The 14,542-nt window shown below is 70.1% G+C and carries 10 protein-coding genes; 1 reads left to right on the top strand and 9 read right to left on the bottom strand.

Annotated elements, in window-relative coordinates; genetic code table 11:
• Positions 1–38: 38 nt before the first annotated feature.
• Both OHS59_RS10885 and OHS59_RS10880 read right to left on the bottom strand, forming a co-directional pair.
• Positions 39–2,018 (bottom strand): metallophosphoesterase family protein, encoded by a 1,980-nt coding sequence (locus OHS59_RS10885; protein WP_328493189.1) that lies wholly within the window; start codon positions 2,016–2,018, stop codon positions 39–41.
• Between the two features lie 152 nt (positions 2,019–2,170).
• On the bottom strand, positions 2,171–3,400 hold the full coding sequence (locus OHS59_RS10880) for a HupE/UreJ family protein (protein ID WP_328493188.1): 1,230 nt from the start codon (positions 3,398–3,400) through the stop codon (positions 2,171–2,173).
• A 223-nt stretch (positions 3,401–3,623) separates the two neighbouring features.
• Here OHS59_RS10880 and OHS59_RS10875 point away from each other — a divergent pair, with 223 nt between their 5' ends.
• On the top strand, positions 3,624–4,310 hold the full coding sequence (locus tag OHS59_RS10875; RefSeq protein ID WP_328493187.1) for a hypothetical protein: 687 nt from the start codon (positions 3,624–3,626) through the stop codon (positions 4,308–4,310).
• A gap of 15 nt (positions 4,311–4,325) precedes the next feature.
• Here OHS59_RS10875 and OHS59_RS10870 read toward each other — a convergent pair whose 3' ends face one another.
• The 7 genes from OHS59_RS10870 to OHS59_RS10840 all read right to left on the bottom strand — a co-directional run bounded on the left by OHS59_RS10870 (position 4,326) and on the right by OHS59_RS10840 (position 14,508).
• Complete coding sequence (locus tag OHS59_RS10870; RefSeq protein ID WP_328493186.1) at positions 4,326–7,295, bottom strand: glycoside hydrolase family 2 TIM barrel-domain containing protein; 2,970 nt, start codon at positions 7,293–7,295, stop codon at positions 4,326–4,328.
• A 12-nt stretch (positions 7,296–7,307) separates the two neighbouring features.
• Positions 7,308–8,126 carry a carbohydrate ABC transporter permease gene (locus OHS59_RS10865; protein ID WP_328499163.1) on the bottom strand — a complete coding sequence of 273 codons (819 nt, stop codon included), beginning with the start codon at positions 8,124–8,126 and terminating at the stop codon, positions 7,308–7,310.
• Between the two features lie 92 nt (positions 8,127–8,218).
• Positions 8,219–9,184 (bottom strand): carbohydrate ABC transporter permease, encoded by a 966-nt coding sequence (locus tag OHS59_RS10860; protein ID WP_328493185.1) that lies wholly within the window; start codon positions 9,182–9,184, stop codon positions 8,219–8,221.
• 41 nt (positions 9,185–9,225) lie between these two features.
• The gene (locus OHS59_RS10855; protein ID WP_328493184.1) at positions 9,226–10,491 is read right to left on the bottom strand and encodes an ABC transporter substrate-binding protein; all 1,266 of its coding nucleotides are present in this window, start codon (positions 10,489–10,491) and stop codon (positions 9,226–9,228) included.
• A 344-nt stretch (positions 10,492–10,835) separates the two neighbouring features.
• A complete protein-coding gene (locus tag OHS59_RS10850; RefSeq protein ID WP_443061624.1) occupies positions 10,836–12,068 on the bottom strand; it encodes an ROK family transcriptional regulator in 1,233 nt (410 codons plus the stop codon).
• Positions 12,069–12,160: 92 nt separating this feature from the next.
• The gene (locus tag OHS59_RS10845) at positions 12,161–13,759 is read right to left on the bottom strand and encodes a HAMP domain-containing sensor histidine kinase (RefSeq protein ID WP_328493182.1); all 1,599 of its coding nucleotides are present in this window, start codon (positions 13,757–13,759) and stop codon (positions 12,161–12,163) included.
• Positions 13,756–14,508, bottom strand: a complete 753-nt coding sequence (locus OHS59_RS10840; protein WP_328493181.1) for a response regulator transcription factor — start codon at positions 14,506–14,508, stop codon at positions 13,756–13,758. Before OHS59_RS10840 ends, OHS59_RS10845 begins: the two co-directional genes overlap by 4 nt.
• Between the last annotated feature and the right edge of the window lie 34 nt (positions 14,509–14,542).

The raw sequence follows: 14,542 nt of genomic DNA, 5'->3' as shown, positions 1-14,542 counted from the left end.
AGCGGGCTGAGCGGGTTGAGCGGGTCGCGCGGCGGTGATCAGCTGCTCAGCGCGGTGATCGTCAGGGTGGCGCGGTAGCCGCCCTTCCGGACGCTGTCCGGGATCTTGAGGTCCAGGTCGGCGCCCAGCCTCGCCTTGCCGCGGGCGTGGCCTTGGTCGGCCGAGCTGAGGCCGCGCGAGACGGACAGGCCCTTGCCCTGGTCGTCGTAGCCCGAGGCCACGGAGGCACCGGCCTCGGCGCCCGCGCCCTGGTCGAGGATGTACGGCGACCAGCCCAGGTAGGAGCCCGGGAACGTCTTGTCGGCGTCCTTGAAGTCGCTCACAGCGGCCGACACCGACCACGGCGAGAGCGAACGGCGGGAGTCCGTGACGAGGATCGGGTTGATCTTGCCGGAGGCGGTGAAGTGGTCACCGTTCTCCTCCTTGGCGGTACCCAGGTCCACCAGGCCGTTGTAGCCGTCGATGGTCCAGCCGAACTCGCCCGGGGCCGCGTCCGGCACGTTGACCTGGAGGGACTGGCCGTCACCGTTGTACGGGTGGACGCTCACCTTGTCGACGACCGAGCCGACGGGCTGGTCCTCGGTGGTGTTGTTGCACCAGTCGCCGTGCTCCACCTCGGAGTTGGGGGCCGCGCAGGTGCCGCTGCGGATGTTCTCCACGACGAGCTTCTCGTCGCGCACCTGCACCTTGACGTAGCTGCGGACGTGCTCCTGGTTCTGGACGGAGTTGTACCAGTAGCTGTCCGGGTTCAGCGGGTCGGCGCCGTTGCCCGCACCGCTCGTACCGCTGCTGTCGGGCTTGGTGATGTCGTAGTACTTCGAGCCTGAGGCCGAGTTGGCGGTGACGTACAGCACGCCGCCGGGACCGGGGTAGACGTCGGCCGCGCCGGGCTGCTCGTCCTTGTCGGCCTTCTCACCGTTCTTGATGAGGTAGCTGCGCGAATAGCTGTGGTCGTGGCCCTGGAGGACGATGTCGACGCCGAGCTTGGAAAACGTTGTCGGGAAGTCCACGCGGCGCGCCTTGTTGTCGCCGTCCTTGGCGTGCGAGGCGGGGGAGTAGATCGAGTGGTGGTAGACGAGCACCTTCCACTTGGCCTCGGAGCCGTGCTGGTTGATGACGTCCGTGACGTACTTGGTGTGCGCCTCGTCACCGCCGCCGCCCTGCGAGGTGGCATAGCTGTTGCTGTTCAGGTCGATGAACAGCACATCCTTGTAGATGTACCAGTAGTCACCGCCCGAGGTGTTGGAGGCGGGGTTGCCGTTCGAGTAGTACGCGCCCGACCGGTCCGTGTTCGGCGTGGAGAAGTGCTGCTCGTACGCCTTGCCGCCGACGTCGTGGTTGCCGATGGTCGCCGCGAACGGCACCTGGCGCAGCTGGTCGGGGGCGAGGAACGCGTTCCACTGGGACTCGTTGTTCGCGCTCTCGACCTGGTCGCCGCCGGAGACGAGGAGTTCGGCGTCCTTGTTGGCCTTGGTGGCCACGTCGAGGGTGTCCTGCCAGCCCGCCTGGTCCTTCGCCGTGTCGCCGGAGGAACCGATCTGCGGGTCGCCGAGGAAGAGGAAGTCGTACTCGCCCTCGAAGTCCTGCGTGCGGAACGCGTACGCGGTCGACCAGTTGCCCTCACCGCCGACACGGTAGGAGTAGGCGGTGTTCTCCTTGAGGCCGGTGATGGTGGCGTGGCGGTTGTGGCCGCCGCTGGTCGTGATGTTGGCGCCGCCCAGCGCGTCGAACGTGGCGGCGTCGGCGGGGAACTCGCCCGCGGTCACCAGCGCGGTGGGGGCTACCTGGATCTTCTGCGTGGTGTCGGCGGAGGAGTACCAGCTGACGGTGCGCTGGGTCTCGTCGGCGCCGACGCCGAGGACGATGCCGGTGAGGGTGGCTGAGTCGGCGGCGACCGCGGGGGTCGTGAGTCCGCCACCGCCGAGGGCCAGGATCAGGCCCACGGATGCCGCGACGGCGGTGCCCGCCACGCGGCGCCGCACCGGTCTTCCGGCCGGTGCGAAGAGCTTTGTTCTCATGACGTGTCGTTTCTTCTGTTCTGCCGTGTGCGTGCGGTGTGCACGCAATGGAGATCGTCAAGCTTTCGGTGCCAGGTGAACCCCGCACAAATGTGGTCGCGGGGTCTGCTGAACATCCAGGTGAGCGGGGTGCGGGGGTGTCGGGTGGGCCCTCACAGGCCGAACGTGCGCTGTACGAACCAGACCAGCCCCATGGCGGCGACGCCCGCGCTGATCGTGCCGGTCGCCCACAGGCCCGCCCGGCGGGAGCGGCGCCGCAGCAGGAGCAGCAGCGGGAACAGGACCGCGATGATGGCCAACTGCACGGCCTCGATTCCGACGTTGAAGACGAGCAGCGACCACAGCAGGGTCCACGACCAGGCCGCGTCGATCCCGAGCGCTCCGGCGAAGCCCAGCCCGTGGACCAGCCCGAAACAGAACACGACACCCAGGCGCGTCCATCCGGCGCGGTCCAGCGCGAAGTGTCCGCCGCCGTCCGCGACAGGCAGGTCGGTGACGTGCACACCGCGCTGCCGGATGCGCCACAGGTGCCAGCCCGCGACCACGGCGATGGACAGCGCGATGACGGGTTCCACGACGCTCCCCGGCACGTCCACCAGGCCGAGCGCGGCGAGCAGGAATGTCACCGAGTGGGCCAGCGTGAAACTGGTGGCCGCCAGGACGATCTCACGCGGCCGACGCGATCCGGCGATGAGCGCGAGCAGGAACAGGATGTGGTCGACGCCGGTCAGCAGGTGCTCGGCGCCCAGCCTGAAGAATTCCCAGAAGCGCTCGGTCCAGGACTGACCGAGGGAGAAGGCCGGATGGGCCGCGTCGAGGGCCGCGCTGCCGGTGCGACCGCCGACGTCGTACGTGGCGATGGTCTTGGTTCCCTTGACGTACTCCTCGGCGTCCGGGAAGAGGCCGCTGCGGATCTCGTGGTCGACGGTGACGTGGTCGTCGCCGCCGCCCGCACAGGTCCAGTCGAGCGTCAGCAGGGCGTACGGCACGCCTTCCTCGCGGCCCATGCGGAAACCGCCGGCCGGGGCGGGCCGGCAGGCGTCACCGGCCGCCGTGACCGTGAAGCGCCGGGTGACGTAGCCGAGGACGGTCGCGCGGTGGGCTTCCAGCGCGGCGGCCTGCGCGTCGGTGTCCCCGGCGTCGAACGCCCCGGTCCCGGTGCGGAAGAGCGGGTCGTCGTGTCCGGCGTCGGCGGCGGACACCACCAGGAGGTCGTACTCAAGTTTCAGCTCGGTCCGCAGCCGGTCGTCACCGCCGTCGGTGACATGGGCGTACACGGTCGAGGTGAAGCCGTGCGCGGAGGCGGGCCGGCCGAGGCCGAGCAGGATGAGGAACACCGCCGCGGCCAGAACGGCCAGGGGGCGGCGCACAGGGTGTGACATGGGGCTCCTTGAGGTTGCCCGTGCACCGTGCTGGTCCGGAGTGAAGCGGAGTCGGCCGTTCGGCGAACCGTGGGGGAACACCTTCCCGATCAAGGCCGAGCGGATGGAGATGCTGGTCAGCGGGGGCGCAGGATGGTGGCCGTACCCGCCCCGGCCTCCTTGTCCCGGCCTCCTTGCCCCCGCCCCTGTTTCCGCCCTTGCCCCGTCACGGAGGACGATCGTCTTGCGCCGCCCGCTCCTGGCCGCCACCGCTCTGGCCGCGGCCGTCGTCCTCGCCACCGCCGTCGTCACCGGATGCGGGGGCGACGGCGACGACTGGTCGCAGCCGCGCCCCCGGCCCTCCGCCGTCGGTGCGCTGGGCGCGGGGTTCGTCGATCCGGCCGCCTCACCCGCGCCGGAGGCGACGATCACCCCGCGGCCCGGTTCGTGGTCCGCGGTACGGCCCTCCGAGGGCTACCGGGTGGTCCTGCTGACAGCGGGCGACGACCGGCCGACGAAGGCACTCGTGACCGCGGTACGGGACTGGGCCGACCGTGAGCAGGTGGACCTGCGCACGGAGACCGTGACCGACCCCGCCGACATGGTGCACGCCGCGGACCGGGTGATCGCGATGAAGCCCGACCTCGTCGTCGGCGCCGGCAACGACCTGATCGACGCGCTGGCGACGGTCACCCCGAACCATCTCTCCCAGCAGTTCCTGGTGGTGGGCGCGGAACTGGCCGAGCCCACCCACAACGTGACCGCGGTCGACTGGTCCGGGGCGTCCTTCCGCGGCGAGGGGCTGGGCATGTCCTCGACCTACGACCCCGCATCGTTCACCGCGGCCCGCTGCGCGGCGGCGGTCCGGGCGGGCACGGCGGCCGTGCTCTCCGGCTGGACGGGGATCGTGGTCCGGGTGGACGACTTCTAGTACCTGCCCCCTTGTTCAGGAAGCGCCCCCTTGCTCCGGCACCGAGAACACGAACGAGAACTCGGTCGGCCGCACCTGCAGTTGGTACCGCGGCAGCGCGCCCGGGCCGCAGGACTGCGAACCGATGCCCTGCTGGCCGTGGTCGAGGTTGACCCACACCGTGTCGCCGGGTGTCAGGTCCGTCAGGTGGTTCGCCGCGTCCAGCTGCTCGCTCGTCCAGCGGCGGGCCGTGAGCCAGAACTCCGACCCGCCCTCGACGCGCAGGGCCGGGAAGTCCGGCCCCCGGCCGACCTCCGCCCAGCGGGCGCCGGCGCGGGCGCCGTTCTCCTGCGGCCGGACGTAGGGCGTCTGCAGGTCGTCGACCGTGGACTCCCAACGGCCCAGCATCGCGGCCGAACCGGTGTCCGGGTACGCCTCGCCGGGGCCGCCGCCGTGCCACTTCACCCGGTCCGCGGCGGTCAGCCCGAGGCGGACGCCCAGCCGGGGCAGCGGCACCTGCCAGTCGCCCTCCGGCGTCACGGACACGGCCAGCCTCAGCCTCGTCCCGTCGGAGGTCCACCGGTAGACCGTGCGCAGCGCCAGATCCGCCGCGGCGGGCGCCACCCGGGTGCGTACCGTCAGGGCTTCCTCGGACAACTCCACCGCGTCCAGTCGGTGTTGCATCCGGTGCAGGCCGAGCTTGCGCCACAGCACGCCGTAGCGGATGTCCGGCTGCCAGGGCGCGCCCTCGTCGTTGTCGGTCGGGGCCCGCCACACGTCCAGCTTCAGGTCGCCGACGTCGAGCCCGCCGAGGGTCGCCAACTCACCCGTGCGGGCGGTGAACACGGCCGGTCCGAGCGTGATGCCTCCCCGGCCGTCGAGGGCGGGGCGACTGCTGGCCGTGACACCGAGCAACTGCCTCGGCGAACACCACAGTTGCACCCACGCCACCACATGCCCCCGCGGGCCCCAGGCCGTGTCCCCTGCGAGCACCGCCCGAACCGTCCACCTGGTCTCCGTCCCGCGCGCGTCCACCGGCGGCTCGGGCAGCTTCACGTCAGCGCAGTCGCCCGGCGCGAGCGCGGGCACGGTCAGGGTGCCAGTCGCCACCGACTCGCCGTCGACGTCGTACGACCAGGTGAAGGCCAGCGCCGACAGGTCCGCGAAGTCGTACCGGTTGGTGATCCGGACCACGCCGTCGACGCCGTCGCCCTCCATGCGGACCGGCTCGACGACCTTCTTGTAGTCCAGGAGACCGGGGGAGGGGGTGCGGTCGGGGAAGAGCAGCCCGTCGCAGACGAAGTTCCCGTCGTGCAGTTCCTCGCCGAAGTCACCGCCGTACGCGAAGCCGTACCGCTGGTCCTTGACGCCGTGGTCGATCCACTCCCAGACGAAGCCGCCCTGGATACGGTCGTGCGCCTCGAAGATCCGCTGGTAGTCGGCGAGTCCGCCCGGTCCGTTGCCCATGGCGTGCGCGTACTCGCACTGGATGAAGGGGAGTTCGCGCCGCTTGAGGGGGCCGCCGTCCAGGCCCCGGCCGATCCGCTCGACCTCCGCGTGGTCCGCGTACATCCGTGAATACACGTCCGTGTCACGGCAGTTCCAGTCGCCCTCGTAGTGGATGAGACGGGATCCGTCCCGGCCTCGGATCCACTCGGCCATCGCGGTCAGGCCGCGTCCGGTGCCTGCCTCGTTGCCCAGCGACCAGATGACGACCGAGGGGTGGTTCTTGTCGCGCTCGACCATGCGGGCCGCCCGGTCCAGGAGCGCCGGGGTCCAGCGGTCGTCGTCCACCGGGTTGTCGCGCCACGCCTGCTCGGTGAAGCCGTGGGTCTCCAGGTCGCACTCGTCGACGACCCACAGCCCGTACTCGTCGCACAGGTCGAGGAAAGCGGGGTGCGGCGGGTAGTGCGAGGTGCGTACCGCGTTCACGTTGTGCCGCTTCATCAGCAGCACGTCCTCGCGCATGGTCTCCAGGTCCAGGGCGCGGCCGTGCTCGGGGTGCCACTCGTGCCGGTTGACCCCCTTGAAGAGGAGCGGCCTGCCGTTGACCTTGATCAGGCCGTCCTCCAGCGCGACCGTACGGAAGCCGATGCGCAGTGGGATCCGCTCCCCGGGCACGACCAGCGTCGCGTCGTACAGGTGCGGTGTCTCCGCCGTCCACGGCCGCACGGGCACCGTGATGACCTGTCCGGTCTCGACATCGATGTCCAGGCCCGGGACGAGGATGCGCCCGTCCACGTCGGAGTCCACGCGCAGGGTGCCGGTGCCCTCGCGGTGGTCGTAGGAGGCGTGCACGAAGAAGTCGCGCGCGCTGCCCTCGGGCCGGTGCAGCAGCGTGACGTCCCGGAAGATGCCGGGCAGCCACCACTGGTCCTGGTCCTCCAGGTACGAGCCCGCCGACCACTGGTGGACCCGCACGGCCAGTATGTTCCCGGCGGGCTGCAACAGGTGTCCCACCGCGAACTCGTGCGGCAGCCGGGACCCCTTGAACTCCCCGAGGTCCGTGCCGTTCAGCCACACCCGGGCGCAGGACTCGACGCCGTCGAAGCGCAGGACCGCGCTCCCGGTCCCGTCGGCGTCCGCGCCCTTCGCCAGGAGCGTGGGCCAGTCGTCCGGCAGGTCGAAGAACCGCAGGTGGTCCCCGGTGGGATTCTCCGTCGGCACCCTCGGGGGGTCCACCGGGAAGGGATAGCGGTGATTGGTGTAGATCGGTGCGCCGAAGGCCCCGCCGCCGTCCCCGGTCCCGACCCCGCCCTGGAGGACCCAGTGCCCGGGCACCGTCAACTCCGCCCAGTCCCCGCAGTCGTACCCCTGTCCGGCGAAGGAGTCGTCCTCGGCGTCGGCCGTCGCGGACAGCCGGAAACGCCAACTCCCGTTCAGCGAGAGGGAGGCGGCGTCGGAGGACGCGTACCACGACCGGGGCGGCAGCGCGCCGGTCCCGGGCGAGACGTCCTCGACGTACGAGAAGTCGGGGGAGGAGGGGGAGGTGGTGCGGACTGTCATCGTTCTCCTAGGTCAGCCCTTGATGCCGGTCTGCGCGACCCCCTGCACCAGCCAGCGCTGGAGGAACAGGAACACGAGCACCAGGGGCAGGATCGAGACTGCGGTGGCCATGAAGATCAGATGGAAGTTGACGGTCTGGTTCGTCATGTACGAGGAGAGCGCGACCTGCACGGTCCACGCCTCCTGGTCCTGACCGATGACCAGGGGCCACAGGAAGGCGTTCCAGCCGCTGATGAAGGTGATGGTCGCGATCGCGGCGAAGAAGTTCAGCGAGTTGGGCACGACGATGCGCCAGTACGCACCCCAGTACCCGAGCCCGTCCACGCGCGCCGCCTCCTCCAGTTCTCTGGGGAACCCCAGGAAGTACTGCCGGAACAGGAAGCAGGTGAAACCACTGAAGAGCCCCGGAACGATGAGACCTTGCATACTCGACACCCAGCCGAGCGACGAGACCAGCACGAAGCTCGGTACGAAGGTGACTGCGGCCGGCACCATCAGGGTCACCAGGACAGCGTAGAAGATCTTGTCGGCGTGCCGGTAGGGGATCCGGGCGAGGCCGTAGCCCGCGAGCGAGCAGACCAGCAGCGTGCCGAGGGTGTGCAGGACCCCGACGACCGCCGAGTTCCACAGGGAGCGGCCGAACGGGACCGTCGCGTCGTCGAACAGCTCGGTGAGGTTGCCCCATTGGACGGTCGTGGGGAACCACTGCCAGTTCTCGCCGGTGATCTCGGCGTCCGTGGACAGGGCGTTGCGGACGATCAGGTAGAAGGGGACGAGGAAGAGCAGGGCGCACACGGCGGTGGCGAAGTAGAGGCCGGCGGAGCCGAGCACCCCGCGCCGGTCGCGCCGACGCCCGGGCCGTCCGGGAGACTTGGGCGGCTCGGGTGGCTCGGCATCGGCCTTGCGTGTTTCGATGACGGTCGTCACTTGGAGTCGTCACCCCTTCCGAAGCCCAGGAACCTGCCCTGGAGCAGGGTCACCATGCAGATCAGCAGGGTCAGGATGACCGCGCCCGCACTGCCGGCACCGTAGTCCTGGTCGTCGCCCAGAGCCGTGTAGTACAGCTCGACGAGGGGCGGGCGCCCCCACGTCGTCTTGGAGAGCAGATTGAAGAACTCGTCGAACGCCTGGTACGCGGCCACGAGCAGCAGCAGGATCACGGCCGTCGAGGTGGCCCGCAGCTGGGGCAGGGTGATGTGGCGGAAGGTCTGCCAGCCCGGCCTGGCACCGTCGATCGCGGCGGCCTCGTACAGCTCGGGCGGGATGTTCTGCAGGGCGGCCAGGAACAGGATCATGTAGAAGCCGGCCTGGAGCCACAGGCGGACACTGACGATGACCAGCCAGTACCAGGGCGGGTTCGGGTCCGCCAGCCAGGCGATGTTCTCCACCCCGAACCAGCCGAGGACCGTGTTCATCATGCCGAAGCGGACGCCGCTGAAGAGGGACATCTTCCAGATCAGCGAGGCGGCGACGAAGCTGCACGCCGTCGGCAGGAAGAAGACCGACCGGAAGAACGCCTGCATGAAGCGCAGCCGGTGCACCATCAGCGCCAGGCCCAGCGAGAGGGCCCAGGTGACCGGCACGATGATCGCGGCGAAGACGGTGAACGTGACGAGCGAACCGGTGAAGTCGCCGTTCGTCAGCATCAGTTCGTAGTTTTCGAAGCCGACGAACTTGTCGGGGGTGACCGTGTAGCGCGCCTCGAAGAAGCTGAGCCAGGCACTCCACCCGATGGGGATGTAGACGAAGATCACCAGGCCGATGAGGAACGGCCCGGTGAAGATCCAGAAGCTGAGCGTGCTGCCCCGCACGCCCTTTCGCCGCCGCCCGGCCCCGGGAACCTCCGCCGGGGCGGGGCGGGTGGCGTCACGCGTCGTGGTGGTCGACATGCCGCTGCCTGTCTCCTGCCCGTTGTCCGTTGACCACCGGCCTATCCGAACAGCTTCTTGAGTTCGCGGTCGACCTTCACGTCCGCCGCGTCGAGGGCCTTCTCCGGATCCATGCCCTTGCGCACCGAGTTGGCGATCACTTCCTCCAGCGCGGTGATCATCGCCTGGGTCCAGGAGATGTTGTCGAAGCGCCCGTATTCGGTGAAGAGCTTGACGCCCTCAGCGGGCAGACCCGACTTGAGCTTGGTGGCGGACGCGGCGAGCGAGGTGCGCGGCGGTATGTGGAAGCCGTAGCTGAGCGCCCAGTCCTCCTGGTACTTCTTCTGGTCGATCCAGAGCCACTTCACGTACTCCTTGGCCAGGTCCACGTTCTTGCCCTTGGCGTTGACGAACATGGACCAACCGCCGTTGTAGACAGCGGGCTTGGCACCGGAGGCCGCCGAGGGGAAGGGGAAGACGCCGAGGTCGTCGCCGAGGGCCTTCTGCATCACGGGCATGGCCCACATGCCGCACCACTGGATCGCGGTGAGGCCCTGGACGAGGGCCGAGGGGTCCCAGTAGTCGGCGGGGGCGTCCAGGAGCAGATGGCCGCTCGTGAACATCCTGCGGTACACCTTCAGCGCCGCGGCCACGTCGTCGGTGTGGTAGGCGATCTCGTTCTTGTCGTTCAGCTGGTCGGCGCCGGCCGCCCACACCAGGGCGTAGTTCGTCGACACCATGTTGTTCCCGAGGAACAGGCCCTTGACCTTGTCGGTGGTGAGCTTGTCGGCCGCCTCGGCCAGCTCTTCGAGCGTCTGGGGGACCTCCACGCCCGCCTTCTCCAGAAGCGACTTGCGGTAGAAGAAGAACTGCGGGTCGTCGATCATGCGGACGCCGTAGACCTTGCCGTCGACCGTGTGCGACGTGATGTCCGCCGGATTGAAGTCGTCCTTGACCGGGCCGATGATGTCGTCCAGCGGAGCCACCTGACCGCTCTTGATCAGCTGGAGCTGCGGGTGGAACTCGAAGACGTCCGGCGCGTTGTCGGTGAGCAGCGACGAGAACAGCTTGCTCTCGAAGTTGGTGCCGGTGATCCACTGAGTGGTCACACGGGCCTCGTCGTAGGCCTTGGCGTACCGCTTGATCGCCTCCTGCGTACCGGCCTCGCCGTACGCGTGGAAGTACTGCACGAGGCTCTTGCCCGAACTGCCGCCGCCCTCACGGCCGGTGTTGCCGCCACAGGCGGCGAGCGGGCCCAGGGCGGCGAGGCCCGCGGTGGCCCGCAGTACGGAACGACGATCCCAGTTTCTGCTGCTCAGTGCCGACATTCTGACGTCCTTGTCTTGAGTACGGCTGTGATCCGAGTACGGGTGTGGTCCGGGTACGGCTGCGCCTCGAAATCGCTGTGCGGTGCGGGACGTTAACCTTCGGCTAATGCTTCGGCAAGGGGTTGGACGAAGTCTGTTCGAAGCGTTGTGCGGTGTCCGGGATGCCGGACGCAAAGGTGTGCAGGCCATGCATCAAAGGGTCCGATGTCGTTGACCCCCAACGGCCGGACGCTGTCAGGGCCAGGCCGGACCGATGTCGGATTTGCGGGCGCACATGGTCGCCGTGGTCGGCCAGCGCGGTCGTCACACAGACGGTGCGGTACGGCTCCGGGAGGGGGCGGCGCTCAGCCGGACTTCGCACCACGCCGTGGCTTCGCGGGCCGGAGGCCCACCGAGCTGAGGGCTCCTTCGAGCGCGAACGTCGCCGCGCCCAGGCAGACCGGGTCCGTGGGAATGGGGGAGAGGACGATCTCGGTGCCGGCCAGCGGCCGTTTCAGCGCGCGCCGGGCCACGGCCGCGCGCACCTCCCGCAGCAGCGGCTCGCCGAGGGCGGCCGCGACCCAGCTGCTGAGCACGACCACCTCGGGGTTGAGGAGATTCACCAGGTCGGCGATGGCGGCGCCGAGATAGCGCGCGGTGTCCCGGACGACCGCGACGGCCACCGGGTCCTGGGCGGCGACCCCGCGTGCGAGCGCGTCGATCGTGGCCGTCTGGTCCTCGGCGTGCAGCAGCGTGCTGTCGGGGCTCGACTCCCGCAGGTTCAGCATGATTCCGGGCGCCCCGACATACGTCTCCACGCACCCGTGGTTGCCGCAGTGGCACAGCCGCCCGTCCAGTACGAGGGTGGTGTGGCCCCACTCGCCCGCGCTGTTGCTGACACCGCGGTGCAGCCCGCCGCCCAGGACGAGTCCGGCGCCGACGCCCGTACCGAGGTTCACCACCACGGCGTCGCCGCGCCCGCGCGCGGCCCCGAACCACAGCTCGGCGACCGCGCAGGCGCGCAGCGGGTTGTCCAGATGGAGGGGGTACGCGATGTGCTCCGCGAGCAGGTCGAGCAGCGGCACGTCGTGCCAGTCCCAGTTCGGCGCGTACTCCGAGACGCCGGACTCGCGGTCCACCTGCCCCGGCACGCTGACGCCCACCCCGAGGACGCGAGCGCCCTCGATCCCGGCCTGCGCGACCACCGAGCCGACGGCCGAGGCGACATGCCCGACGACCTGCTCCGGGCGGATCTCGCCGGGGCGCATGTCCTCGTCGGCACGGGCCAGCACGTCCAGCGCGAGATCGAACAGCTCGACACGGACGTACGTCTCCGCGATGTCGACGCCGATCAGCGCGCCCCCCGACGCGTTGACGGCCACGAGTCCCCGCGGGCGGCCCCCCGCGGAGTCCTCGAAGCCGACCTCGGTCAGCATCCCGAGGTCGAGCAGTTCCCCGACGAGGGTGGCGACCGTGGCGATGCTCAGCCCGGTCGCGGCGGCCAGCTCCTGACGGGACGTGGGTGAATGGGCGATGATCTGGCGCAGCACCCCGTAGCGGTTCGCGGTGCGGATGTCGCGGGATGTGCGCTTCACCAGAACGTGCCCCCTCGGTCCCTCCAGCCCATGGCGGAACCCGACGGCTCCGGCGCCGCGCAAGGCTATGACCGCGGGGCTCGTTCGACAACCCCTTAGGAAAGGGGCTTTACAAAGCCCTCCGCCGCCCCGGTGTCGGCCGGCCTGGTCGTCGGTTCGGGCAGGAGCAGGCGGAAGGTGCAGCCGTCGCCGGGGCGGTTGTCCAGTTCGAGGCGTCCGCCGTGGGCCGTGGCGATGGCGGCGGCGATGGCCAGTCCGAGGCCGGAACCGGGTTCGCGGCCGGAGCCGGGTCGGTAGCCGGCGGCGTCGGGGTTCGGTGGGGCGGGCGGGTCGAGGGGCGTGGCGCGGAAGAAGCGGTCGAAGACCTGAGGAGCCTCGTCGGGCCTGATGCCGGGGCCATGGTCGGCCACCTCGATGACCGAGACGGGTGTGCCGGGCGGCAGGGGCCGGCCGCTGCCGAAGCCTGTGCCGACCGGGGTGCGGGCGCTGCCGATACGGACGTGGACGCCGCAGTCGGCAGGGGTGTGGGCGCAGGCGTTGGACAGCAGATTGCCCAGTATCTGGGCGAGTTGGTGGGGGTCGCCGGGTGTCTCGATGACATCGAGATCGCGTTCGGGGCCGGCGGGGTGCGCCGGGAGCGGCTCCAGGGTGATGGCCCGGTGGGGGTGGCGGATCGCGGTGTTGGCGATGGCGTCGGCCACCAGGGAGAGGAGGTCGACGGGTTCCCGGTGGGTCATGGGGGTGTCGCCGAGTTTGGCGAGGAGGAACAGGTCGTCGACGAGACGGCTCATGCGGCCGGCGTTGTGGGCGATCAGGGTGTGGGCCTCCCGGCGCCGCCGGCCGGGCATGTCGGGTTCGTCGAGGAGGAGTTCGGCGAAGCCCTGGATGGCGGTGAGCGGAGTGCGCAGTTCGTGTCCGGCGTCGGCCATGAAGTGGCGCAGCTGAGCCTCGGAGGTCTCGGTGTGGCGCAGGGCGGTGCGCAGGCGGTCGAGCATGGTGTTGAGGGCCATGCCTAGGCGGCCGACCTCGGTGTCCGGGTCCGTCACGGGGACGTTCAGTTCCACGGCGCCGTCGGTGATGTGCTGGGCGGTGTGTTCGACACGGGTGAGCGGGCGCAGTCCGAGGCGGACGGCGGCGTTCCCGAGGGTGACGACTCCTACAGCGACGGCGCTGCCGAGGCCGAGGCTGAGCCACAGGAGTTTGGTGGTGGCGCCGTCCACGGTGTCCAGTGGCAGGGCGATCACGGCCCGCATGCGATCGGGTCCCGAGAGGGCGATCACTCGCCAGCCGGAGCCCCCGGCGTCGTCCTCGGCCGGGAGGGTGGTCGGCCGCCCGGTGGTCAGGTGCAGGTCGGCTGCCCGCCGCGGGAGGCCGGGGCCGGGACCGGTGCTGCTTCCCAGGGAGGTGCGCAGCAGCTTTCCGTCCGCGTCGTAGAAGTAGACGCGGTAGTCCGAGGGAAGGGCGTCGTCCGCGGGCTGCGGCCGCAGCGTTCTGTTGTCGGCGATGTCCTCGTAGAGGCGCTGGGGAGGCCGGAAATGGGAGAGCCGGTCGTCGACCTGGTCGGTGAGCCAGCCGCGCAGCACGGTCAGTCCCGCGAGCTGGCACAGCAGGACGGCACTGGTGGCGAGCAGACCGGCGATCAGGACGATACGGCTGCGCAGGGAGCGCGGGCGCAGTCGGCGGGACCAGCTCATCGGTCGGCCGGGTGCGTCTCGCCGCGCGGCAGCCGCAGGCAGTACCCCACCCCGCGCACCGTGTGGATCAGCGCGGGCGGATCGTGGTCGATCTTGCGGCGCAGGTTCTTGATGTAGGTGTCGACGATACGGGTGTCGCCGGAGAAGCCGTATTTCCAGACCTGCTGCAGGATCTCGGCCTTCTCAAGAACGCGCTCGGGGTGGGCCAGCAGACAGGCCAGGAGCCGGAACTCGGTCGGCGACAGCTTCAGCGGCCGGTTCCCCCGCCGTACCTCGTGGGTGGTCTCGTCCAGGGTGAGGTCGGCGTAGCGCAGGGGCGGGCCGGCCCCGGTGGTGGAGGCGGGCGCGTTGCTGCGGCGCAGGATGGCGCGGATGCGCAGCAACACCTCCTGGACGTGGAAGGGCTTGGTGACGTAGTCGTCGCCGCCGGAGCTCAGACCGATGATGCGGTCCTCGACGCCGGTCCGGGCGGTGAGGAAGAGCACGGGCGTGTAGATGCCCAGGGCGCGAAGGTCACGGGTGAGCCGGAAGCCGTCGGTGTCGGGCAGCATGACGTCCAGGACGATCAGGTGGGGCCTGCGGCTGCCGGCCTCGAACATGGCTTCCTGACCGCTGGCGGCGCTCGCCACGGCATACCCGGCCACGCCGAGCACGGAGGTGAGCAGGGTACGGATGCTGGCATCGTCCTCCACGACCAGGACGGTGTGCCCGGCGACGGGCGTGCGCGGGGGGCTGGGCTGGTCGATCACGGTCGGCACCTCGTGGTACGGGCAGATGGAGCCG

This window comes from Streptomyces sp. NBC_00414 (assembly GCF_036038375.1).
Lineage (GTDB): Bacteria > Actinomycetota > Actinomycetes > Streptomycetales > Streptomycetaceae > Streptomyces.
Note: the sequence above shows the minus strand (reverse complement) of the source record. Positions and strands in the feature narration are given on the sequence as shown.